Genomic DNA, 24291 nt, shown 5'->3' with positions numbered 1-24291 from the left:
ACCAATTTCCCAGAAACCAACCGCATCCGGTTGGTTTTTTTCTCCCGCTTCCCAGCGGAGACGCAGGGTGGGAGCATTTCTCGCAAGCGCCACCCTGTGTCCATGAGAGGTTCATGATGCGTGCCCTGATTTCCCTGTTCTTTGCCAGCCCACGCCGCACTCTGGGCTGGATGGCTGTGGCCATTGTGGGGATGCTGTCGTTCGGGCTGTATCTGCAGTACCACGTGGGCCTCACGCCCTGTCCGATGTGCATCGTGCAGCGCTATCTCTATATCCTGATCTTCCTGGTGGCACTGGGGGGTGTCTTTTCACGTCGCTGCGGGGTGCAGGCGGCGGTTCTGACGCTGGTGCTCGTGCTGGCCGGCAGTGGCGTCTTCGTGGCCGCGCGGCAGACCTGGCTGCAGTGGCATCCGCCCGCTTTCTACAGCTGCGGCCGCGACTTCTACGGCCTGATCGAGCAGATGCCCCTGAGCCAGGCATTGCCCAAGATCTTCGCGGGCAGCGGGGATTGCACGGCGATTGACTGGACCTTTCTGGGCGGCAGCATCGCCAACTGGTCGCTGCTGGCTTACACCCTGATGGCCCTGGTGGCGCTGGGCTGGCTGTGGCGGCTCTGGATGCGCCGGAGCATGTGCCGGGCCTGAAGCCGGACGACCTCTGTGCATGAGCGGGACGCTGTCGTGCCCGGCAGGGGGCACAAGCGCTCCCTACAATACGCGCATGGCTTCCCTTTTCGACGACGATTTCTTTGCCCCCGCTCCTGCCGCAGCAGCAGTGGACCCTGCGCATGATCCCCTGCTGCGCGGACTCAATCCGGAGCAGCTCCGGGCGGTGACGCTGCCTGACGAGCATGCCCTGATTCTGGCCGGTGCAGGCTCCGGCAAGACGCGCGTGCTCACCACGCGCATTGCCTGGCTGCTGCAGCAGAACCGGGTGTCTCCCGGTGGACTCATGGCAGTCACCTTCACCAACAAGGCGGCGCGCGAAATGACCGCACGCCTCACGGCCATGCTGCCCCTCAATGTGCACGGCATGTGGATCGGCACCTTCCATGGCCTGTGCAACCGTTTTTTGCGTGCGCACTACAAAGTGGCCCAGCTGCCGCAGGGCTTTCAGATCCTGGACACGCAGGACCAGCTGTCGGCCATCAAGCGGCTCTACAAGCAGTTCGACATCAATGACGAACAGTTTCCGGCCAAGCAGATGCAGTGGTTCATCGGGGGCTGCAAGGAAGAGGGCATGCGTGCAGCCGATGTGCCCCAGCGCGATGCCGAGAGCCGCAAGAAGGCAGAGATCTATGCCCTCTACGAGGCCCAGTGCCAGCGCGAGGGGGTGGTGGATTTCGGTGAACTGATGCTGCGCAGCTACGAAATTCTGCGGGACTACCCGCTGGTGCGCACGCATTACCAGCGCCGGTTTCGCCATATCCTCGTCGACGAGTTCCAGGACACCAACCGCCTGCAGTATCTGTGGCTCAAGATGTTCGTGCCCGAGGCGGGCAGCGGCATTGCCCCCAATGCGATCTTTGCCGTGGGGGACGATGACCAGAGCATCTATGCCTTCCGCGGCGCCCGCGTGGGCAACATGAACGACTTCGTGCGCGAGCTGCATGTCCGGCACCAGATCAAGCTCGAACAGAACTACCGCAGCTTCAGCAACATTCTCGACAGCGCCAATGCGCTCATCAGCCACAACACACGTCGTCTGGGCAAGAACCTGCGCACCGATGCTGGAGCGGGGGATCCCGTGCGTGTGGTCGAACTGCCCAGCGACATGGCCGAGGCGCACTGGATGGTCGAGGAAATACGCCAGCTTGTCGGCGAGGGGCGGCCGCGCAGGGAAATCGCGGTGCTCTATCGCAGCAACGCGCAGAGCCGGGTCATCGAGTCGACGCTGTTCAACGCCGGCATTCCCTATCGGGTCTATGGAGGGCTGAGGTTCTTCGAGCGTGCCGAGATCAAGCATGCGCTGGCCTATCTGCGCCTGCTGGACAATCCGCGCGACGACACCAGCTTCCTGCGCGTGGTGAATTTCCCTCCACGAGGGATAGGCGCTCGCACGCTGGAGCATCTGCAGGATGCCGCCCGCGCCTCTCAGGCGCCGCTGCATGATGCCGTGTCGCAGGTTCCCGGCAAGGCGGGAGCCAATCTGTCCTCGTTCGTGGCCAAGATCGATGCCCTGCGGGAGCAGGCCGACACCCTCACGCTCAAGGAGATCGTCGAAAACGTGCTGGAGCACAGCGGTCTGCTCGAACATTACCGCAGCGAGCGCGACGGTGCCGACCGGGTCGAGAACCTGCAGGAGCTGGTCAATGCAGCCGAAAGCTTCGTCAGCCAGGAAGGCTTTGGACGCGATCGGGCGGGCATGGAGCAGGTCGATGCCGGCGTGCCGGGCACGGAACCCGGAGCCTTGCCGAACGGGGAGCCAGAAGACGCACTGGGCGACGGTGAGACCCTGTCCCCGCTGGCGGCCTTTCTCACCCATGCAGCCCTCGAATCGGGCGACAACCAGGCCCAGGCAGGGCAGGATGCCGTGCAGCTCATGACCGTGCATGCTGCCAAGGGGCTGGAGTTCGACGTCGTGTTCATCAGCGGACTGGAAGAAGGTCTCTTCCCGCACGACAACGCCCTCAACGATGCCGATGGCCTGGAAGAAGAGCGTCGTCTCATGTATGTGGCCATCACCCGTGCGCGCCAGCGTCTGTACCTGAGCCACGCCCAGACCCGGCTGCTGCACGGCCAGACGCGCTACAACATCCGCAGCCGTTTCTTCGACGAGTTGCCGGAGGAATGCCTCAAGTGGATCACGCCCCGGCGCTCAGGCTTTTCCGAGGCGCTCCATGCTCCCGAATCGGCCTGGGATGGCGAGCACTGGAACCGTGATGTGCGACAGGCTGTGGGGTGGAAAGGAACATCCACGGCCACCGCCGACGTACCCCGCAAGCAGCAGGAAGGCGGCCATGGCCTGCGCAAGGGCATGCGCGTCTTCCACACCAAGTTCGGTGAAGGCACCGTGCTCATGCTCGAAGGGCAGGGCGCCGATGCCAAGGCGCAGATCCAGTTTCCGCGGCATGGCGTCAAATGGCTGGCTCTGGGCATTGCCAAGCTCACTCCCGTGGAATCCTGAGCCGACCGCCTCAGCCAGACACACGTGTACACGATGCCACAATTGCTATCCATGACACGGCCACCGATGCGCGTGGCCCCTTCCCCTTCTGGAGCCGATGGGCGCGTGCCGCCCGTGCAGGAGATCATCATGTTCGAACCTCAGGAAATGCCGTTGTTCCCCAGAGCGCTGCGGGGAACCATGCAGGTGGCCTTGGCGCTGGTCGGCGCTGGCCTGACGGGCTGTGCCACCGTGTCGCTCGATTCCCCCGACTGGGACTCCCAGCGGCCGCCGGTGGTCAATCGCTCTCCCGTGCCTGCCCCGGCGCAGGCAGCACCGGCTGCAGCAGGCAAGTCGCTCCAGACCCAGCTCGAGGATGCGGGGGTGATCGTCACCCCGGTCAGCCCCTCGGCTCTCGACCAGGTCCCCGCGCAGGCACCTGTCCCAGCCGTTCCGACAGCATCGGCTCCCGGGGTGCCGGCCTCGGCAGCGCCTGTCCCGGATAGGACCACTCCGGACGCATCCCAGGTCCAGGCACCACAAGATGTGCCCTCCTCTTCGGGGACGGTCCCGCCGCCAGTGCGGGCCGTGGACTGGGAGGGCAACTACTACGGGCTCCTTCCCTGTGCCGACTGCGAAGGCATCCGCGCCATCCTGACCCTGCGGCCCGATGCCAGCTATATTCTCAGCCTCACCTACGAAGGGCGCAACGATCTGCCTCTCATGATGCGCGGCCATTTCACCTGGGATACGCAGGACAGCCGGATCGAGCTGGATGACCAGGGCGACCATCGCCGCTATGTCATCGGCAATGGCGAGGCGCGCATGCTCAACCGCGACGGCACTCCCATCACCGGCGTGCTGGCCAACCGCTACGTGCTCAAGAAACGCGCGGACGACTGAGCAGCCAGGGCAAGGAGGCCGGGCAGGGGCAGTGGGACCTTTTCGTCCATGCCCCCGTCTTCACCGGGCTGCGCGCAGTGCTGCTGCCACCTCGTGCACCAGCTCAGGTCCCCGGTAGATCAGCCCGCTGTAGAGCTGCACCACATCGGCGCCCGCGCGGCACTTGTCCACGGCATCCTGTCCGCTCAGGATGCCACCTACGCCGATGATGGCAAACCCTTCGCCCAAGGCCGCACGCAGGGAGGCAATCACGTGATTGCTCTTGTCGCGCACCGGCGCACCGCTCAGGCCACCGGTTTCGGTCGCATGGGCGAGCCCCTCCACTCCTTCACGACCGATGGTGGTGTTGGTGGCAATCACCCCCAGCCGGCCATGCGGCTTGCCATCGCTGCCCATGCCATGGCGCCGGAGGGTGGTGGCGATGCAATCGATCTGGGCATCGTCCAGATCCGGGGCAATCTTGACAAAGAGCGGAACCTGCCGGCCATGCTGTGCTGCCAGAGCGTCGCGCCGCCGCATGAGGGGATCGAGCAGGGCGTCCAGCGCCTCGTCGCTTTGCAGTGCGCGCAGGTTCTTGGTGTTGGGACTGCTGATGTTGACCGTCACATAGTCGGCCCACGGATAAACCCCTTCGAGTCCCTTCAGATAATCGCTGGCTGCCTCCTCGATCGGGGTGGTGGCATTCTTGCCGATGTTCAGCCCCAGCAGGCTGCGCGCATGGGCCGGCCTGCTCGCCTGCACGTTGCGGATGAAGGCCTCAAGCCCGTCATTGTTGAACCCGAAGCGGTTGATGATGGCCTGTGCCTCGGGCAAGCGGAACAGACGTGGCTTGGGATTGCCGGGCTGGGGGCGTGGCGTGACCGTCCCCACTTCCACGAAGCCGAAGCCCATGGCTTCCCAGGCGCCGATGCAGCGCGCATTCTTGTCCAGTCCTGCTGCCAGACCGACCCGGTTGGGAAATCGCAGCCCGCACAGCGTCACGGGATCTTCGACGAAGGGCTGGGAAATCAGATGTTTCAGGGGGCCATGCTGCAGCCGTACCAGCGTGCCGAGCAGGGAGTCATGGGCGGCCTCCGCATCCATGCGAAAGAGAACCGCCCGGGGCAGGGCGTAGGGAATGAGTGCCATGAAGTCGTCGGATAATCGTGAGGGAAATGGTGCAGCGTGCCGCAGCGGCGTGCCGCCATGGTTGATTGTCCCAAATTCCTCCCCTCCCTTTCTGCAGAAATCCATGACACAAGACGAACTCAAGACCCTTGTCGGGCAGGCAGCCCTCTCCTACGTCACCCCCGACACCATCGTGGGGGTGGGCACCGGCTCCACCGTCAACAAGTTCATCGATGCGCTCGCCACCATCCGGACCCGCATCAGGGGAGCCGTGAGCAGCTCGGTCGCCTCCACCGCCCGTCTTGAGGCACTCGGCATCCCGGTGTTTGCCGCCTCGGCCGTCGACATGCTCGACGTGTACATTGACGGAGCCGACGAGATCGACCATCAGGGCTACATGATCAAGGGCGGCGGTGCTGCACTCACGCGCGAGAAAATCGTTGCGGCCCAGAGCCGGCGTTTCGTGTGCATTGCCGACGCCAGCAAGTATGTGCCCGTGCTGGGTGGCTTTCCCCTGCCGGTCGAAATCATTCCCATGGCCAGTGGCCGCCTCATTCGCCAGTTTGCCGCCATGGGAGGAGCAGCCACCCTCCGCGAAAAAGACGGTGCGCCGCTGGTCACCGACAACGGCCAGCACATTCTCGATGTCCGAGGCCTGCGCATTGCCGATCCACTCGCCTTCGAGTCCGAAGTCAATCAGTGGCCGGGTGTGGTGACCGTGGGGGTGTTCGCCCACCAGAAAGCCCAGGTCTGCCTTCTGGGGACCGAGCAGGGCGTGCAGACCCTGACCTTCTGATTTGCATTCCTGTCTGTTGACATGGCCTGGCTTGGCCATGGCCGGCATGGCAGCAGGTGCAGCCGTTTTGTCCTGTGCAGTCCGTTCTCTGTGGACGAGGCTGCGCAGCAGCAGATATGCGCGGCCCGTGCACCCCCTGCATGCGCATGGCAAGGGGTATGCGGGGGTGGCATACCGTTGGCTGCAGGGGCAGACCGGAGGAGTTTTTATTTCAGGAAAACTGATTTCATATAGCGACATTTCCGGATATTCTCGGAAGAGAGTTTTTCCCATGATGCGGCAAGATATCCCTTTATGCGGAAAAACGTGTATAACATATTGATTTCATTGAGTCAAAAATAACTCTTATATAAGACATAAGACATGTGCATGGTCTTATAGAAGACTTATGATGACGCCATGCCGACGCACACCGCAAGGAGCATCGGCGCACAGAGTGCCCCAGGCACCGACAGCGAGACAACGTGGCCCTTTGGGGTGCCATGCGACCGAGTGAGTGCAGATACCGTTTTCATTTTTCCTTCTGGAGAGAACCATGACTCAACAAACCCGTGAACAGCAAATCGCCGCCCTCGAAAAAGACTGGGCCGAGAATCCTCGCTGGAAACTCGTCAAGCGTGGCTACAGCGCCGCCGACGTGGTGCGCCTGCGCGGCAGCCTGCAACCCGAGTACACGCTGGCCAAGCGCGGCGCCGAAAAGCTGTGGGATCTGGTGCAGGGCACGTCCAAGAAGGGCTATGTCAATGCCTTTGGCGCCATCACGGCAGGTCAGGCCATGCAGCAGGCCAAGGCAGGTCTCGAAGCTGTCTACCTCTCCGGCTGGCAAGTGGCCGCTGACGGCAATACCAGCGAAACCATGTACCCCGACCAGTCGCTGTACGCCTACAACTCCGTGCCGACCATGGTGCGCCGCATCAACAACACCTTCCAGCGCGCCGACGAAATCCAGTGGAGCCGTGGCGTCAACCCCGGTGATGACAACTTCATCGACTATTTCCTGCCGATCGTGGCAGACGGCGAAGCCGGTTTCGGCGGCGTGCTCAACGCCTACGAACTGATGAAGAACATGATCATGGCAGGTGCTGCCGGCGTCCACTTCGAGGACCAGCTTGCCGCCGTGAAGAAGTGTGGCCACATGGGCGGCAAGGTGCTCGTGCCCACCCGTGAAGCCATCGAGAAGCTGACCGCTGCCCGTTTCGCTGCCGACGTCATGGGCGTGCCCACCATCGTGCTGGCTCGTACCGATGCAGAAGCTGCCAACCTGATCACCAGCGACTTCGACGACAACGACAAGCCCTTCCTGACTGGCGAACGTACCCAGGAAGGTTTCTACCGCGTCAAGAACGGTCTGGAACAGGCCATCAGCCGCGGGGTGGCCTATGCCCCCTACGCCGACCTCGTGTGGTGCGAAACCGGTACCCCCGACCTGGGCTTTGCCCGTGAATTCGCCCAGGCCGTGCTGCAGGCGAACCCCGGCAAGCTGCTGTCCTACAACTGCTCGCCGAGCTTCAACTGGAAGAAGAACCTGGACGAGAAGACCATTGCCAAGTTCCAGGACGAGCTCTCCGCCATGGGCTACAAGTTCCAGTTCATCACGCTGGCCGGCATCCATATCAACTGGTACAACACCTTCCAGTTCGCGCATGCCTATGCCGGCGGCGAAGGCATGAAGCACTACGTCGACATGGTGCAGGAGCCTGAATTCAAGGCCCGCGAAGAAGGCTACACCTTCGTGTCGCACCAGCAGGAAGTCGGCGCAGGCTACTTCGATGACGTGACCACGGTCATCCAGGGTGGTTCTTCCAGCGTGAAGGCCCTCTCCGGCTCCACCGAGGAAGCCCAGTTCCACTGATCGGTGGAATGGCAGGCAGTCGGGCCGCAGCAGCCCGACTGCCTGCCTCAGAGACAGCAGACAACAGGAGACATTTGAACCACGGCCATGAGCCGTGGTTTTTTTATGGTGTGCCAAGCAGGGCGATGGGTTTGCCATCCATCGAGCATCCCGGGAAGAAGACGCCGCATGCAGTCTTTCCCTGGGCGGTCTCCAAAGTTCAGTTCCTGGCGATACGTGTCTGGCATGCAGGATAGGTATGTCGCAGCCCATGAGCCGGACTGCCGGACCGACGCATTTCTTTTCCTGCTTCTGGGGGCACATGCACAGTGACTGAGCCTATGCCTGCCGTCTCCTTTGCCAGATGGATGAATGGTTCCCATACAGGCAAGCGACAGGCCGAGACGACTGACTGAAGTCAGCGGAGTGGCGAAGGGTATGGGAAAACCGTCATGATGCATCCACCGTCTGGAGCATTGCGCATGAGAAACGATGTCGGGCAGCAGCTGGCCAGTGAAACAGAAGATGCACAGAGCAGGGCGCCTATGGACTCAGAGTCTCATAGGGTCAAACCGATTGCAGATTGCCGATCGGTTGCATGACGTGCCTTGGAAAAAAGGACATACGCACACACGGCGCATAAAAAAGGCCCCGCATGCGCGGGGCCAATTGCATCTGCTAATTCCGGCCTTGCACCGGTTAACGAGACACAAGGAGACAACCGGTCAGGGCAAGAGATCTGTCCACGACAGCCTCTTGTCCCTTGTAAAAATCAGTCCGTCGATCAGCGGGCAACCGGCTTCTTGGCGGCTGCGGTAGCGGACTTGGTGGCGTTCAGAGCCGTGTTGGTCACTGCATTGAAGTTGGCTTCGGCCACGTCGGAAGCCTGCTTGACAGCCTTCTGGACGGATTCGAAAGCGGTATTGGCAGCAGACACCACGTTCTTCATCATGGCCACGCCAGCTTCGGAACCAGCCGGAGCGTTCTTGCTCAGGTTTTCCACGACTTCGGTGACCTTTTTCTGGGCTTCGTTGGCCTGGGATTCGAACACCTTGCCGAACTCAGTGGCAGTGCCAGAGGTCAGGTCATACAGCTGGCGGCTGTAGGCGGCGGTCTTTTCGGCGAGCGGCTGGAACATGCTGGCTTGCAGGGCGAGCAGCTCCTGGGCATCCTTCACGCCCATGGCGGCTTCGGTGGTCTTGGCTGCGTCGGCCAGGGTGGACTTGGCGACGGACATGTTCAGGTCAACCAGCTTCTCGACACTTTCGAAAGCCTTGGTGGTCAGGCCGAACAGGGTTTCGAGATTGGCTTTGTTGGCGGCGGCAATTTGTTCAGCGGTCAGCATGATAGTTCCTCCAGTGGATATACAGGTGCAACTGCGAATTGCTTTTCACGGTGTCACCACCGCCCATCCCATGCGTCGCAGATATCGCTGGTATGGTGTGTTGCAATGATTTTGCTGCACCGCAACATGGCTTTTAGTATACGGCCAAATTGAAGAAACACCAAATCGGCATTGTGCGGCGCAGCAGAATTCATCGAGTCAATTGAAACAAATTGAAACGGCGTTCAAACAGGCCTGCGCAACCTTCTGGCACGCCCATGAAAGCAGGCTGCTTCCGACCGGGCGGCACGCGCAGGCACTGCCCTTGGTGCAGCCGAACTGTCCTGAGCGAAGCCCTCTGTGTCTGCATACCTGGACACCATGTCATTCGGGAGGGACATGGGCACAGAGCCGTGCAGTCGCTATGCTGCAGGACAGACAGTGGAACAAGGAATACCAACCCATGCCAGAAGCTCTTTCTCCTTCCCGGAGCCGACCGACTCAGCCTCCGGTACTGCTGGTGACACGTGCCATTTTTCCGCAGATTCTCGACAGGTTGCACCAGGTGTTCGAAGTGCGGGCGAACCAGGCAGATGATGCGTGGTCTCCCGAGGAACTACGCGCGCGGGCACGCGATTGCGATGCCCTCATGACGACACCTGCCGAACAGGTGGATGCGGCCCTGCTGGCAGCCTGTCCGCGCCTGCGCATGTGTGCGAATGTGGCGGTGGGATTCAATAATTTCGATGTGCAGGCCATGACGGCGCAGGGGGTGCTGGCTACGAATACGCCTGGAGTGCTCACAGAAAGCACGGCAGATTTCGCCTTTGCTCTTCTCATGGCCACGGCAAGACGGATCACGGAGTCCGAACAGTATCTGCGCGAAGGACGTTGGCAGCGCTGGCGCTACGACATCCTGCTGGGGCAGGATGTCCATGGGGCCACCCTGGGCATCTTGGGAATGGGGCGCATTGGACAGGCGGTTGCGCGCCGGGCGGCGCTGGGATTCGGCATGCCCGTGCTCTATCACAACCGGCGTCGCCTGCCAGAAGCCGAGGAGCGAGCCTGCAAGGCCCGATTCGTGGAGTTCGACGCGCTGCTGCAGGCTGCGGACTTCCTCCTGCTGGCGCTGCCGCTGACTCCCGAAAACCGGCATATCATCGGAGCCCGCGAGCTGCGCCGCATGCAGCCTCATGCCATGCTCATCAATATTGCCCGTGGGGGCATCGTGGATGACGCTGCCCTGGCAGAGGCTTTGCGCACGGGGGCGATTGCTGGAGCCGGGCTGGATGTTTTCGAAAATGAACCGCACGTGCATCCGGACTTGCTGGCACAGCACAACGTGGTGCTCACGCCGCACGCAGCCAGTGCCACCCGTGCCACCCGCTTGGCCATGGCACGGCTGGCTGCAGACAATCTGATGACTTTTTTCACCAGGGGGCATGCGCTCACGGCGCTCAATCCCGAGGCACTTGAGACTCCCTTTCATAGAACATGACTGCCACTATCCTGCTGAGTGTAGGCCTGCTGTGCCTGCTGATCCTCAATCTTGTCCTGACCTATCTGCTGTGGCAGCGCAAATTCGACGAACGCGGTCTGCTGCAGGTAATTCAAAGTGGCAACGAGCGTCTCGAGCGTGAGCTCCGGCGCGAGCTGGCCGAGACCGCCAGAGACAACCGTCAGGAGCAGGTGCATACCCTGGGACAGTTCCAGTCTGCGCTCGTCCAGCACGGAGCCGAGGCGGCACGGGGACAGGCACAGCAACTCGATGCCTTTGCGCAGCAGCTGACCCAGATGCAGCGTATCGTGCATGACACCCTGAATCAGCAGCTGGGGGCACTTTATGAGGGGAATGTCCAGCGCATGAATGAGGTGCGCGGCACGCTCGAACATCAGCTGGGCCAGCTGCTGGCCAGCAACTCCGAGCAGATTGGTCAGATGCGGGCGCTGGTGGGCAATACGCTGCAGCAGACACTGCAGGCCAGACTGCAGGAAAGTGCAGAGCTGATGCAGCGCCAGCTTCTGGGCGTGCAGGCGGGCCTCGGTGCGATGCAGAAACAGGTGTCCGATACGCTTGCACGGCAGCTGGAGGCACTGACCGAAGCCAACGCACGCCGCCTGCAGGAAATGCGCCTCACGCTGGAAACGCAGATGACCCAGCTGCAGCAGAGCAATGCCGGCAAGCTCGATGAGATGCGGCAAACGGTGGACGAGAAGCTGCATGCCACGCTGCAGCAGCGGCTGGGAGAGAGTTTCCGGCAAGTGGCCGAACGTCTCGAAATGGTCTACAAGGGGCTGGGCGAGATGCAGACTTTGGCACAGGGGGTGGGCGATCTCAAGCATCTCCTCACCAATGTCAAGACCCGCGGGATGTTTGGCGAAGCGCAGCTCGGGGCCCTGCTCGAACAGGTGTTTTCGCCCGAGCAGTATGCTGCGCAGGTACAGGTGCATCCCGGCAGCCGGCAGGCGGTCGACTTTGCCATTCGACTGCCCGGCAAAAAGGAAGATGGCACGCCCCTGTGGCTGCCCATCGATGCCAAGTTTCCCAATGAGGACTACGAGCGGCTCCTGCAGGCACAGCAGCAGGCAGATCCCGAGGCGGCTGATGCCGCTGCGCGCCAGCTTGAGGCCCGCGTGCGTACCGAAGCACGTTCCATTGCCGAGCGTTACATCGATCCTCCCCACACCACCGATTTCGCGATTCTGTTCCTGCCCACGGAAGGGCTTTATGCCGAAGTGTTGCGCCGAGCCGGTCTCATCGAGGGGTTGCAGCGCGACTTCCATGTCACTCTGGCAGGTCCGACAACTCTACTGGCCATGCTCAACTCACTGCAGATGGGATTCCGAACCCTGGCGCTCGAAAAGCGCAGCAGCGAGGTATGGCAGGTTCTGGGGGCGGTCAAAACCGAATTCGGCAAGTTCGGCGATGTCCTGGGGCGCATCCGCAAGCAGACTCAGGTCGTCATGAATACCCTCGATCAGGCGGAAGTCCGGAACCGGGCCATGCAGCGCGCCCTGCGCAGCGCAGAGGCCCTTCCAGACGAACAGACCCAGCACGTGCTGGGTCTGGAGGGTGGGCAGGGAGCGTCTGCCCCAGAGGAGGAGGAAGCGGCATAGCCATCCTCGGGGCGTGTGATGCGCCCACATCATGAATGGGCCGCTCGAGTTGGAGCGGGACAGGGCAGAGGAGGCGGTGCGTGACCTCTGGCGGGTACCGATCAGCGTTCGATGGAGCGTCCGTCCTGCTGATGTCCCGGAGGAACGAATCCTCCCTCGGGAGTACAGTTGCCCTTGCGTTCCTGTCCGGGCGGGCAGTGGCTGTGCTGACCGACGGCGCGGCCGCGGTCATGCGGCATGTCGGGATCGAGCACCACACAGCCTCCGAGCAGAGTGGCCGTTAGGGGAAGACACAGCAGATACCAGCGTTTCATGAGAAGGCTCCTTGGAAAAGGGGAACAAAGAAGGAAAGAGAAGACCGGGGTTTCCTCTTCGTATGCTCCTATTGTGCCTTCGTCCGCAGGTGCAGAAACCATCCCAGGAAAATCCCCGCAGGCACTCGAGCGTTCTGCCGAACGCCCTGCAGAGGGTGTCATCTGAACAGATCACACAGTCCCGAAGGGGCATGTCCCCCTCCGCACGCAGGCTGGTAGAAGTCACGGATGGCCTGCCAGGCATCTTCCGGGCTGTCCACATAGCTGAGCATGTCCAGGTCGCCTGGAGCGATCATTCCTTCCTCCACCAGCAGGTCGAGATCGAGCAGGCGTTTCCAGTAAGCGGAACCGTACATGACGATCGGCACGCGGTTCCTGATCTTGTGCGTCTGCACAAGGGTGATGACTTCGAACAGCTCGTCGAGCGTGCCGAATCCTCCTGGAAAGACCACCAGCGCCTTGGCCCGGATCATGAAGTGCATCTTCCGCATGGCGAAGTAATGGAAGGTGAAATTCAGCGCAGGCGTGATGTAGGGATTGGGGTGTTGTTCATGAGGCAGGGTGATGTTGAAGCCCAGCGTGGGTTCTCCTGCCTCGAAGGCGCCGCGGTTGGCCGCTTCCATGATGCCTGGGCCTCCTCCCGTGCAGACATACAGATGGGCATGGCGTGGTCGCCCCTGGCTATGGGTGGCCACCAGATGGGCAAACCGGCGCGCTGCCTCGTACTGGGTAGCCCCCCGTCGCATCCGAGCCTGCTCGGCCGCCGCAAGTGGATGTCCCTGCTCGGCAGCCGTCTGGATGGTGTGTTCCACGGTTTCGGATGAACGCACACGCGCACTGCCATAGACGACGATGGTGTGGTCTATCTCCTGCCGCTGCAGTTCCAGCTCCGGTTTGAGCATTTCGAGCTGAAGCCGAATGTGCCGGGTTTCGGAACGGAGCAGGAACTCGGGATCGTCGAATGCGATGCGACTCGCCTTGGGAGGCAGCGAGATCCCCGCGCTGTCGAGCACCCGCATTTCCTCCCATGCATGGGCCATGCGATGCTGCTCCAGCGTGCTGTCGTTGTCGTGCAGATCCATGATGCAGAACGTTTTCCTTGTAGGGTGAAGAAGGGAGGGGGACGGCACTGGCAGGCACCTCCGGGAATCCGGGAGTCTCCTCCATGACGGCGCGAACCGGCGCGGGTCTTTGCAGTTCCAATGAAAAAAGGCTTCCTGAGAAGCCTTTTCATCCTGGGCACAGCCTTTGCAGGCCATGCAGTCGATTGCTGCGAGCGCTGTCGCAGCCGCGACCTGCACCTTACACGCGCTTGCGATACTCGGCGGTGCGGGTGTCGATTTCGATGCGGTCACCCTGAGCCACAAAGATCGGCACGCCGATCTCGAACCCGGTGGCAATCTTGGCCGGCTTGAGCACCTTGCCCGAAGTGTCGCCCTTGACGGCGGGTTCGGTCCAGGTGATCTCGCGCACGACGCTGGTGGGCAGTTCCACGGAGATGGCCTTGCCATCATAGAACACCACTTCTGCGGGCATGCCTTCTTCGAGGTAGTTCAGGGCGTCGCCCATGTTTTCGGCCTCGACTTCATACTGGTTGTATTCGCTGTCCATCCAGACATACATCGGGTCGGCGAAGTAGCTGTACGTGCATTCCTTCTTGTCGAGGATCACGTTGTCGATCTTGTCATCGGCCTTGAACACGACTTCGGTACCGAAGTTGTTGAGCAGGCTCTTGAGCTTCATGCGCACGGTGGAGGAACCGCGGCCGCCACGGGCGTATTCGGTTTTCAGAACGACCATCGGGTCCTTGCCGTGCATGATGACGTTGCCGGCGCGAATTTCTTGGGCGATTTTCATGGTGATGTGAAAGGTTGGTGCCGCTCGAAGAAGCTCGAACGCTCTGGCGGCGATGCAAGGGCGCGGTCCGGAAAAAGAACACCGGACATGGCGCAGTCTGGAAAAAGAAAAGGCGAGGCCTTTTTGACAGCCTGCCATTCTATCCAGAATTGCGCCTCAGGCCAAGCCGCGGAGGCTGGCGTTCGGGGGCACGGACAGTGCGGCGGAGGGTGCAGGAGGCAGTGCACCCACTTCCTGCAGCAGCTGCGTTGCAAGATCTTTCTGTTCAAGCAGGCGCTTCCTGGCGGCAAGCACGCAGTCACGCCATCTCTGCAGACGCGCAGGGGTCAGGGAGGGAAGGGGGCCTGTCTGGAGTCCATTCCAGATGGCATGGAACTCCCGCAGATCATCGGGAGCATCGAGCCAATCCAGAAAGGCCTGCAGCTTGGCATGATGGGCGCGATCCTCCTGGGCATAGATGTGCCAGACGAAAGGATGGCCAGCCCACAGGGCACGTACCAGCGAATCCTCTCCACGCACGCAGTTGAAGTCACAGGTCCACAGCAGGGCATCGAACTGTCGCTGGGACATCCACGGCAGCAGCGCGATGGAGCAGGCACCGTAGGCAAGGGTCTGCAGGGGCTCAGGATTCTTGTCTGCCAGAAGGGGCCAGATACAGCTCTGGACTGCCGTGCGTGCGCGACCTGCCGTGACCAGCAGCCGGCAGGGCATTGCAGAGAGCTGCTCCAGCCAGGATGCGAGCGGCGGAGGCTCGTAGCAGAACAGGCTGACGGTGAGGCTGCCGGACGGCATGGGGGGCAGGGCGGGCAGAAAGGACAGGTGGCTGCGTTCGGCTGCCGGGTCTCTTGCCAGGAGGTTCGTTTCTCGCAGCAGCCCCCCGGTATCGGGTGTGAAACCGGGATAAAAGAAGCGCTTGTGCAATCCGGCAGCCGGCCCTTGCATGACGGGCGACTCCAGCCGATGAAAGCGCGAGGCGTAGCTTTCGGCCGTCAGGTATTCCAGGTTGATCCAGTGGCCGGCAGCCAGACCCTGCGCTGCCCGGAGGTGCTGCGCCTCGGCCCACCAACTCTCCACTCCCGTACCCAGTGCACAACCGAATGCTTCCACCAGCACATCGCCTGCATCTGCCACCGGGAGCGGCAAGGCTGAGGATTCCGCAGTCCAGCGGCACACGTCGATTCCGTGCGCTACCACGGGGGCCATCCAGTGCAGGTCTTCCGGATGGTCAACCCACAGGCGCACGCGCTGACCACGTTCTGCCAGATCGGCGCACAGGCGCCAGCACACGCCCAGGTCACCGTGGTTGTCGATGACGTTGCAGAATATGTCCCAGCGCAGGCGCAGGGGTGAAACAATCGAAGAAGGGGCTGGCGCTGTCATGGCGACCTATTGTGCTTGATTCCTCTGCAGCAGACAGCCTTCTAGAATGGGCGGCATGGTCACGCCTTCTGCACAACAGCCCTCTCAGCCATCGCCTACAGATCCCGGCGATGTTCCCGCACCAGTGGCATCCGTGCATCCACCGGAACTGCTGGCGCAGGTAGCCGCTCTGCCGTTGCTGCCCGGGGTGTATCGCTATTTCGATGCGGCAGGCCAGGTGCTGTATGTGGGCAAGGCCGTGAATCTGAAGCGGCGGGTGTCGAGCTATTTCCAGAAGGATCATGGCGGCACGCGCATCGGCTTCATGGTCAGCAAGATCGCTCGGCTGGAGGTGACGGTGGTGCGCTCGGAGGCTGAGGCACTGATCCTTGAAAACAACCTCATCAAGACACTCAAGCCCAAATACAACATCCTTTTCCGGGATGACAAGAGCTACCCCTACCTCAAGCTCACCGGTTCGGGGCAGACGGCCCGGTCACATTCGGCATCCGAAGGGCATCCACGGGCCACGGATTTCTCACGCATGGTGTATTACCGTGGTGCCACCGATCGCCGACACCGCTATTTCGGTCCGTATCCCAATTCCTGGGCTGTCAAGGAAACCATCCAGTTGCTGCAGAAGGTCTTTCGTCTGCGCACCTGCGAGGATTCCGTCTTCGGCAATCGCGTGCGCCCCTGTTTGCTCTATCAGATCAAGCGGTGCAGCGGTCCCTGTGTCGGCCTGATCGACGAGGAAACCTATGCCCGCGATGTGGCCCATGCCATCGAGTTTCTCGAAGGGGCCACCGATACCCTGCTGCAACAGTTGCAGGAGCGCATGCAGGCCCATTCTGCACGTCTGGAATTCGAGCAGGCAGGCGAGCTGCGCGATCAGATCGCCGCTCTGAGCAATGTTCTCCATCAGCAAGCGGTCGAGGACACACGGTCGGACAAGGATGCCGACATCCTGGCCGTCAGGGTGCAGGGCGGCAAGGCCTGTGTCAATCTGGCCATGGTGCGCGGAGGGCGTCATCTGGGCGACCATGCCTACTTTCCCTCGCAGCTCGACGATGCGGCACGGGTGCATCAGCCCGAACACGCCGCTGAGGGTGACGGGGATCGGGCGCAAGAGGACGCCCCGTCGCTGGAACAGCTCATTCTCGAGGCCTTCGTGGCCCAGCACTATCTGGGAACCGATATCCCACCCCTCCTGCTCACCAGTGTTCCCCTGGACAAGGGGCTGGCGGCAGCCTTGCAGAAGGAGGCCGGGCATCGCATCCAGCTGGTGCATCAGCCTCGTGAGCATCGGCGCGTATGGCTGCAGATGGCCGAACAGAATGCAGCCCTCCAGTTGACCAGACTCCTGGCCGAGGAAGGATCGCAGCAGGCGCGCACCCGGGCTCTGGTCGAAGCGCTTGAGCTTGACATCGACGACATGGACAGCCTGCACATCGAATGCTTTGACATTTCCCACACGGCAGGAGAGGCCACACAGGCCTCGTGCGTGGTCTTTGCGCAGCATGCCATGCAGCCAGCACAGTACCGCCGCTACACCATTCGGGACATCACCCCGGGCGACGACTATGCCGCCATGCGCCAGGTCCTTCAGCGCCGCTATGGAAAAATGGCGGAGCAGGGGCACGACACCGCGCTCTCCGTCACGCCGGACACCTCCGGGGCAGAGTCTGCAGGGAGTACGGCACCGCGCTGGCCTGACATCGTGCTCATCGATGGGGGCAAGGGACAGGTCTCGGTCGCACGTGAAGTGTTCAGCGAACTGGGCATCAGCCTTTCCCGCATTGTCGGGGTCGAAAAGGGGGAGGGGCGCAAGGTAGGACTCGAAGAACTGGTGTTCGCGGATGGGCGCGAGAAAATCTGGCTGGGCCGTGATTCCGCTGCGCTGATGCTCGTGGCGCAGATTCGTGACGAGGCGCACCGATTTGCCATTACCGGCATGCGCGCCAAGCGTGCGCGCGTGCGCACGGGAGCCAGCCGTCTCGAAGATATTCCAGGCGTGGGGCCCAAGCGTCGTGCGCGGCTCCTGCAGCGTTTCGGCGGAGTGGCCGGCGTCTCGCGTGCCTCCGAGGAGGATCTGGCTACCGTCGAAGGCATCTCACACGAGCTGGCGGGGCAGATCTATCGCGCATTGCACTGAGCTTCCGGGAGGGCCGCTGCGCGTCCCTTGCAAACCATGCCACAATACCCGACGAACATGCTCCGGATCGGAGCCGTTTCGTTTCAGTGATCTGCCATGTTTTTCACCATACCCACCATCCTCACCTGGACGCGGATCGCGGCCATACCGCTGCTGATGGGTGTCTTCTATCTGCCGATGGCACCGCATCTGCAGAATTTGGCGGCTGCGCTTCTTTTTGTGCTCTTTGCCATTACGGACTGGCTCGATGGGTTTCTGGCGCGTCGCCTGAACCAGACATCGGCGTTCGGCGCTTTCCTTGATCCAGTGGCCGACAAGTTTCTTGTCTGTGCCAGCATCCTCATGCTCGTGCATCTGCAGCGCGCCGATGTGTTTGCGGCCTTGATCATCATCGGCCGCGAAATCGCCATCACCGCCCTGCGCGAATGGATGGCACAGATCGGGGCCTCGCGCAGTGTGGCCGTGCACATGATCGGCAAGCTCAAGACCACGGTCCAGATGATCGCCATCCCTCTGCTCCTTTATGACGGACGTCTGCTTGGCGGAATGATCGATACCCATGCATGGGGAACCTGGCTGCTCTGGGTAGCTGTGGTGCTCACCGTCTGGTCCATGGTCTACTACATGCGCCGTGCAGTTCCCGAAATTCGTGCCCGTGCACATTGACCAGGACAGATCTGCAGCCTGTCCACTGGAGCCCGTGACGCCATGAACCCCCAACGCATTGCCGTCATTGCCGGAGATGGCATCGGCCAGGAAGTCATGCCCCAGGGGCTTCGAATTCTCAGAACGGCAGCAGCGCACCTGAGGGTATCCCTGCAGTTCGATACCTTCGACTTCGCCTGCTGGCCTTATTACGAGCGTCATGGCTGCATGCTGCCTCCTGACTGGAAGCAGCAGCTCTCTGGCTACGATGCGCTGTATTTCGGTGCGGTCGGATGGCCCGACAAAATTCCGGACCACATCTCGCTCTGGGAATCACTGCTTCTTTTCCGACGTGAATTCGACCAGTACATCAATCTGCGTCCAGCACGTCTCATGCCAGGCATTACGGCTCCCGTTGTGCGTCGCGATGGTACGCCGCGACAGCCCGGCGAGATCGACATGCTGATCGTGCGCGAAAACACCGAGGGCGAGTATTCGGCAATCGGTGGGCGCATGTTCGAGGGCACCGAGCGCGAGATGGTCATGCAGGAAACGGTCATGACCCGCGTGGGCGTCGATCGCGTGCTGCGATTTGCTTTCGAGCTGGCACAGTCACGCCCCCGTCGGCATCTCACCAGTGCCACCAAGTCCAATGGCATCGCTATCACCATGCCCTATTGGGATGAGCGTGTGGCAGCCATGGCGGGACAGTATCCGGACGTCGTCGTCGACAAGTTCCATATTGACATCCTGACAGCCCATTTCGTCCAGCGCCCCGAGTTCTTCGATGTCGTGGTGGCCAGCAACCTGTTCGGTGACATCCTGAGCGATCTGGGGCCGGCCTGTACGGGCACTATCGGCATCGCTCCGAGTGCCAACCTCAATCCTACGCGTCGCTACCCTTCGCTCTTCGAGCCCGTGCACGGTTCTGCGCCCGACATCGCCGGCAGAGGAGTGGCCAATCCCATTGGACAGATATGGGCTGGCGCCATGATGCTCGATTTCCTGGGGCATCGCCCCGCTCACGATGCCATTCTGCGAGCCATCGATGCGGTTCTGAAGGCGCGGCAACCAGGCTGTCTGACCCCGGATCTGGGCGGAACGGGGACCACGGAAAGTCTTGGCACCGCCATCGACCAGGCGCTGACGCACATCCTGTGCACTTCCGGTCGGACATAGCATCTCTCGCAACCTCTGCCGGGCGCCCATGCGATTGCTTTTACAATAGCTCTCCCATTCAGGAGCCGGCCTCTGATCGGCGCTGGCTGAACCCCTGCGCAGCAGGGCGCAAGCCTCCCGTGTTTTGACGGTATAGTATCTCCCTGTCAGAAAAAACGTTTACCAAATCTGGGGAATCGTCGTGAACAAAGCAGAACTGATTGAGCATATCGCCAAGGAGGCCGACCTGTCCAAGGCCACCGCCACGCGTGCGCTGGATGCCACACTGGAGGCAGTTCGCATTACCCTCAAAAAGGGGGGCGCCGTGTCTCTGGTGGGATTTGGCACCTTTGCGGTGGGCAAGCGCGCCGCACGCACAGGAAGAAACCCGCGCACCGGGGCTCAGATCAACATAAAGGCTGCTAGAATTCCCAGATTCCGCCCAGGCAAGGGTCTCAAAGACGCCCTTAACTGAGCCAGGATCACACAAGTGGGTGTTTAGCTCAGTTGGTAGAGCGGCGCCCTTACAAGGCGTAGGTCGGCGGTTCGACCCCGTCAACACCCACCACTTCATGGTCTGCGTCAAAGCCCGTACCCTTGGTTCGGGCTTTTTCGTTTTCGGTGCGCATGGAGTGCGCGGACCATGATCGCATGGCCATGGTGCGGTCGTCATCCTCTCGGCAGGACCGTGCAGGAAGCGGCACAATGACACCTTGATTCCTCCTCTTCGAAAGCATTCTTCCATGTTGGTTCTCGGCATCGAATCTTCCTGTGATGAAACTGGAGTGGCACTGGTCCAGACGCAGGCAGGTGCAGACATTCCCTGCCTCCTTGCCCATGCCCTTCACAGTCAGATCGACATGCACCGTGCCTATGGGGGAGTGGTTCCCGAGCTCGCCAGCCGCGACCACATCCGCCGAGTCGTGCCTCTCGTGAGGAAGGTCATGGCAGCTGCAGGCCAGACACTGGAATCCGTGGACGTGGTTGCCTATACCCAGGGACCGGGGCTGGCAGGGGCGCTTCTTGTGGGTGCAGGAGCCGCCTGCAGTCTTGCGGCAGCCCTCGATCGGCCTGTATGGGGTGTTCATCATCTCGAAGGCCATCTGCTCTCTCCCTTCCTCAGTGCAGATCCTCCAGAATTTCCATTCGTGGCTCTGCTGGTTTCCGGGGGGCATACCCAGCTGATGCATGTCGAGGGAGTAGGGTGTTACACCTTGCTCGGCGAAACCATTGACGATGCAGCGGGCGAGGCATTCGACAAGTCTGCCAAACTGCTGGGGCTTCCCTATCCAGGAGGGCCTGAACTGGGCCGATTGGCGGAGTCGGGCGATCCATCGGCCGTTGCCTTGCCTCGGCCGCTCCTGCACAGTGGCGATCTCGATTTTTCCTTTGCTGGACTCAAGACGGCCGTTCTGACCCAGGTCCGCAGGCATGCTCCTCTGTCCTCTCGGATGCGTGCAGACATCGCGGCCAGCACGCAGGCCGCCATCGTGGAAGTGTTGACGAAAAAGGCCATGGCCGCGCTTGCCCGCACGGGTATGAATCGCCTGGTCGTGGCGGGCGGAGTCGGTGCCAATGCCAGCCTGCGGGCGCAGCTTGGGGCTGCCTGCGCCGCCAAGGGAGTGCGCGTGCACTATCCCGAGCTGCATCTGTGTACCGATAATGGGGCCATGATCGCGCTGGCGGCCGCCATGCGGCTGCAGCGGGGATTGGCGCAGCCTGCAAAAAACTATGCCTTCGACGTGCGTCCCCGCTGGGGGCTGGACATGGCGCCTGTTCTGTCGTGATCCAGGGAAGGTGCAGGGGCCATAGCCACCGCGGTGCACCGTTCTTGTTCTCCCTGTGTGGATCAGCTATACTCGCAAAGCTTTTGCATGCTTGCCATGCGGCACGTGCGCAAAAGTACACGCGTGGGCAATCCGGCCCATAGCGCAAGTCTGATGATTCCAAGGAAATTCCATGGTCGACAAAATCGCCGTTATCACCGATAACGCTCGCAGTGCCAACGATACTGGCAGTCCCGAAGTGCAAGTGGCCCTGCTGACCGCACGCATCAATGAACTGACGCCTCACTTCAAGCAGCATACCAAGGACCATCATGGTCGTCGCGGTCTTCTGCGCATGGTGAGCCGCCGTCGCAAGCTCCTCGACTACCTCAAGTCCAAGGATGCCGACCGCTATCTGGCACTCATCGCCAAACTGGGTCTGCGCAAGTAAGCGCAATCCGGCAAGAGACGCCTGAGAGATGTCCATCCCTCAGGCGTTTTGTTTTTTCAGGGGTTCTTTGTCAGCTCGAAGCTGTGTCATTCCATGGATGCATCGACAACCGATCGGCATCGATGGAATGGCATCGTGTGCTGCAGGGTGCTCCTTTCTTTCAGGAGAAAACCATGTCCATCTTCAATAAAGTCACCAAAACTTTCCAGTGGGGGCAACATACCGTCACCCTCGAGACCGGTGAAATTGCCCGTCAGGCCAGCGGGGCCGTGCTGGTCAACATCGATGACACCGTCGTGCTCGCCACGGTGGTTGGCTCCAAGAACGCCAAGCCGGGTCAGGATTTCTTTCCCCTGACCGTCGACTACATCGAAAAGACCTATGCGGCAGGCAAGATTCCGGGCAGCTTTTTCAAGCGCGAAGCCAAGCCCAGCGAACTCGAAACGCTCACGAGCCGTCTCATCGACCGCCCGATCCGTCCGCTGTTTCCCGAGGGTTTTTACAACGAAGTGCATGTGGTGGTCCACACGGTGTCTCTCAATCCTGAAGTGGATGCCGACATCGCAGCCCTGATCGGAGTGAGTGCAGCGCTCGCCATCTCCGGCATTCCCTTCAACGGCCCCATCGGTGCAGCGCGCGTTGGTTACATCAACGGCGAATATGTGCTCAACCCTGGACAGACGCAGCGCAAGAACAGCAAGCTCGACCTCGTGGTGGCAGGCACCGAAACCGCCGTGCTGATGGTGGAATCCGAGGCGCAGCAACTTTCCGAAGATGTCATGCTGGGTGCTGTCGTGTTCGGGCATGAGCAAGGCAAGATCGCTATCAATGCCATCCATGAACTCGTGCGCGAAGCCGGCAAGCCCATGTGGGACTGGCAGCCCGAAGCCAAGGACGAGGCATTCATTGCAAAGGTCAATGCCCTGGCTTCCGACAAGGTGCATGCGGCTTACCAGATCCGCAGCAAGCAGGCACGAACCCAGGCTCTGCGTGAAGCCTATGCGGCCGTCAAGGCAGACCTGACAGCCGAAGGCGTGGCCTTCGACGAGGTCAAGGTCGACAACCTGCTGTTCGAGCTGGAAGCCCGCATCGTGCGCGGCCAGATCCTGGCCGGTGAGCCCCGCATCGATGGCCGCGACACACGTACCGTGCGCCCCATCGAAATCCGCAGCAGCGTGCTGCCGCGCACCCATGGCTCCGCCCTGTTTACCCGTGGTGAAACCCAGGCACTGGTCGTGACCACACTCGGCACCGAGCGTGATGCACAGCGCATCGATGCCCTGGCAGGCGAATACGAAGACCGCTTTCTCTTCCACTACAACATGCCTCCCTTCGCCACGGGCGAAGTGGGGCGCATGGGCAGCACCAAGCGCCGCGAAATCGGTCATGGCCGTCTGGCCAAGCGCGCCCTGCTGGCATGTCTGCCCAGCAAGGACGAGTTTCCCTACACCATCCGCGTGGTGTCGGAAATCACCGAATCCAACGGGTCTTCCTCCATGGCGTCCGTGTGCGGTGGTTGTCTGAGCCTGCTGGATGCAGGGGTTCCCATGAAGGCACACGTGGCAGGCATCGCCATGGGGCTGATCAAGGAAGACAACCGCTTTGCCGTCCTGACCGATATCCTGGGCGATGAAGATCACCTGGGTGACATGGACTTCAAGGTAGCTGGTACCACCGATGGTGTCACGGCTCTGCAGATGGACATCAAGATCCAGGGCATCACCAAGGAAATCATGCAGGTGGCACTGGCCCAGGCCAAGGAAGCGCGCATGCACATCCTGGGCAAGATGCAGGCTGCCATGGGGGAGGCACGTTCCGAAGTGTCCGAATTTGCGCCTCGTCTGTACACCCTCAAGATCAATCCTGAAAAGATTCGTGACGTCATCGGCAAGGGTGGAGCAACCATTCGCCAGCTGACCGAAGAAACCGGAACCCAGATCGACATTGCGGAAGATGGCACCATCACCATCGCCAGCACCGACACCGCCCGAGCCGAAGAGGCCAAGCGTCGCATCGAGCAGATCACTGCCGAAGTCGAGGTGGGCAAGGTCTACGAAGGTCCTGTGGTCAAGATCCTGGATTTCGGTGCGCTGGTCAATGTACTGCCTGGCAAGGATGGCCTGCTCCATATCAGCCAGATCGCGCATGAGCGCGTGGAAAAGGTCAGCGACTATCTGCACGAAGGGCAGGTGGTGCGTGTCAAGGCGCTCGAAACCGACGACAAGGGGCGCATCAAGCTGTCCATGAAAGCGCTTCTGGAGCGTCCCGAGGGCAGCGGTCGTTCCGAACGCGGAGATCGCGGAGACCGTTTCGATCGTGGCAACGGCAACGGTGGGGCTCGCCATGCAGGCGAGCAGCAGCCTCAGCAACCCCAATCCTGATGCAATCGGAGCACACGCCATG

General features: G+C 61.5%; 20 protein-coding genes and 1 tRNA gene. 15 read left to right on the top strand and 6 right to left on the bottom strand.

Annotated elements, in window-relative coordinates; translation table 11 throughout:
- Positions 1-116: 116 nt before the first annotated feature.
- From ACP2WS_RS02240 to ACP2WS_RS02230, 3 genes are all read left to right on the top strand, one after another.
- The gene (locus tag ACP2WS_RS02240; protein ID WP_426459578.1) at positions 117-644 is read left to right on the top strand and encodes a disulfide bond formation protein B; all 528 of its coding nucleotides are present in this window, start codon (positions 117-119) and stop codon (positions 642-644) included.
- A 76-nt stretch (positions 645-720) separates the two neighbouring features.
- Positions 721-3126 (top strand): UvrD-helicase domain-containing protein, encoded by a 2406-nt coding sequence (locus ACP2WS_RS02235; protein WP_426459291.1) that lies wholly within the window; start codon positions 721-723, stop codon positions 3124-3126.
- Positions 3127-3177: 51 nt separating this feature from the next.
- The gene (locus tag ACP2WS_RS02230; protein WP_426459290.1) at positions 3178-4008 is read left to right on the top strand and encodes a copper resistance protein NlpE; all 831 of its coding nucleotides are present in this window, start codon (positions 3178-3180) and stop codon (positions 4006-4008) included.
- Between the two features lie 60 nt (positions 4009-4068).
- Here the strand turns inward: ACP2WS_RS02230 and ACP2WS_RS02225 are convergent, their stop codons facing one another.
- Positions 4069-5136 carry a quinone-dependent dihydroorotate dehydrogenase gene (locus tag ACP2WS_RS02225; RefSeq protein ID WP_426459289.1) on the bottom strand — a complete coding sequence of 356 codons (1068 nt, stop codon included), beginning with the start codon at positions 5134-5136 and terminating at the stop codon, positions 4069-4071.
- Between the two features lie 103 nt (positions 5137-5239).
- Here ACP2WS_RS02225 and rpiA point away from each other — a divergent pair, with 103 nt between their 5' ends.
- On the top strand, positions 5240-5911 hold the full coding sequence (gene rpiA / locus ACP2WS_RS02220; protein ID WP_426459288.1) for a ribose-5-phosphate isomerase RpiA: 672 nt from the start codon (positions 5240-5242) through the stop codon (positions 5909-5911).
- A gap of 535 nt (positions 5912-6446) precedes the next feature.
- Positions 6447-7763 (top strand): isocitrate lyase, encoded by a 1317-nt coding sequence (aceA, locus tag ACP2WS_RS02215; RefSeq protein ID WP_374491060.1) that lies wholly within the window; start codon positions 6447-6449, stop codon positions 7761-7763.
- Between the two features lie 763 nt (positions 7764-8526).
- On the opposite strand, the gene ACP2WS_RS02210 is transcribed toward aceA, so the two are convergent.
- A complete protein-coding gene (locus ACP2WS_RS02210) occupies positions 8527-9090 on the bottom strand; it encodes a phasin family protein (protein WP_426459577.1) in 564 nt (187 codons plus the stop codon).
- 439 nt (positions 9091-9529) lie between these two features.
- On the opposite strand from ACP2WS_RS02210, the gene ACP2WS_RS02205 reads away from it, so the two are divergent.
- Complete coding sequence (locus tag ACP2WS_RS02205; RefSeq protein ID WP_426459287.1) at positions 9530-10564, top strand: 2-hydroxyacid dehydrogenase; 1035 nt, start codon at positions 9530-9532, stop codon at positions 10562-10564.
- Entirely contained in the window at positions 10561-12183 is a 1623-nt protein-coding gene (locus ACP2WS_RS02200; RefSeq protein WP_426459286.1) for a DNA recombination protein RmuC, read from the top strand. Before ACP2WS_RS02205 ends, ACP2WS_RS02200 begins: the two co-directional genes overlap by 4 nt.
- 101 nt (positions 12184-12284) lie before the next feature.
- Here ACP2WS_RS02200 and ACP2WS_RS02195 read toward each other — a convergent pair whose 3' ends face one another.
- The 4 genes from ACP2WS_RS02195 to earP all read right to left on the bottom strand — a co-directional run bounded on the left by ACP2WS_RS02195 (position 12285) and on the right by earP (position 15734).
- The gene (locus tag ACP2WS_RS02195; protein ID WP_426459285.1) at positions 12285-12497 is read right to left on the bottom strand and encodes a hypothetical protein; all 213 of its coding nucleotides are present in this window, start codon (positions 12495-12497) and stop codon (positions 12285-12287) included.
- A gap of 158 nt (positions 12498-12655) precedes the next feature.
- Positions 12656-13579, bottom strand: a complete 924-nt coding sequence (locus ACP2WS_RS02190) for an LOG family protein (protein ID WP_426459284.1) — start codon at positions 13577-13579, stop codon at positions 12656-12658.
- A 220-nt stretch (positions 13580-13799) separates the two neighbouring features.
- On the bottom strand, positions 13800-14354 hold the full coding sequence (gene efp / locus ACP2WS_RS02185) for an elongation factor P (RefSeq protein ID WP_374491050.1): 555 nt from the start codon (positions 14352-14354) through the stop codon (positions 13800-13802).
- Positions 14355-14510: 156 nt separating this feature from the next.
- On the bottom strand, positions 14511-15734 hold the full coding sequence (earP, locus tag ACP2WS_RS02180; protein WP_426459283.1) for an elongation factor P maturation arginine rhamnosyltransferase EarP: 1224 nt from the start codon (positions 15732-15734) through the stop codon (positions 14511-14513).
- 124 nt (positions 15735-15858) lie between these two features.
- Here earP and uvrC point away from each other — a divergent pair, with 124 nt between their 5' ends.
- The 8 genes from uvrC (at position 15859) to pnp (ending at position 24269) form a co-directional block, all read left to right on the top strand.
- The gene (gene uvrC / locus ACP2WS_RS02175) at positions 15859-17868 is read left to right on the top strand and encodes an excinuclease ABC subunit UvrC (protein WP_426459576.1); all 2010 of its coding nucleotides are present in this window, start codon (positions 15859-15861) and stop codon (positions 17866-17868) included.
- A 96-nt stretch (positions 17869-17964) separates the two neighbouring features.
- Complete coding sequence (gene pgsA / locus ACP2WS_RS02170; protein WP_374491046.1) at positions 17965-18534, top strand: CDP-diacylglycerol--glycerol-3-phosphate 3-phosphatidyltransferase; 570 nt, start codon at positions 17965-17967, stop codon at positions 18532-18534.
- 42 nt (positions 18535-18576) lie between these two features.
- A complete protein-coding gene (locus ACP2WS_RS02165) occupies positions 18577-19692 on the top strand; it encodes a tartrate dehydrogenase (RefSeq protein WP_426459282.1) in 1116 nt (371 codons plus the stop codon).
- Between the two features lie 181 nt (positions 19693-19873).
- On the top strand, positions 19874-20146 hold the full coding sequence (locus ACP2WS_RS02160; RefSeq protein ID WP_374491042.1) for an HU family DNA-binding protein: 273 nt from the start codon (positions 19874-19876) through the stop codon (positions 20144-20146).
- Positions 20147-20163: 17 nt separating this feature from the next.
- Positions 20164-20239: transfer RNA gene (locus ACP2WS_RS02155), tRNA-Val, on the top strand.
- Positions 20240-20414: 175 nt separating this feature from the next.
- Positions 20415-21458 carry a tRNA (adenosine(37)-N6)-threonylcarbamoyltransferase complex transferase subunit TsaD gene (gene tsaD, locus ACP2WS_RS02150; protein WP_426459281.1) on the top strand — a complete coding sequence of 348 codons (1044 nt, stop codon included), beginning with the start codon at positions 20415-20417 and terminating at the stop codon, positions 21456-21458.
- A gap of 172 nt (positions 21459-21630) precedes the next feature.
- Positions 21631-21888: a 30S ribosomal protein S15 gene (gene rpsO / locus ACP2WS_RS02145; RefSeq protein WP_374491038.1), complete on the top strand. Its 258-nt coding sequence runs from the start codon at positions 21631-21633 to the stop codon at positions 21886-21888.
- 173 nt (positions 21889-22061) lie between these two features.
- On the top strand, positions 22062-24269 hold the full coding sequence (pnp, locus tag ACP2WS_RS02140; RefSeq protein WP_426459280.1) for a polyribonucleotide nucleotidyltransferase: 2208 nt from the start codon (positions 22062-22064) through the stop codon (positions 24267-24269).
- Positions 24270-24291: the final 22 nt, after the last annotated feature.

It is taken from the genome of Brachymonas moutaii (nom. illeg.) (assembly GCF_049977365.1).
GTDB lineage: Bacteria > Pseudomonadota > Gammaproteobacteria > Burkholderiales > Burkholderiaceae_C > Brachymonas.
Note: the sequence above shows the minus strand (reverse complement) of the source record. Positions and strands in the feature narration are given on the sequence as shown.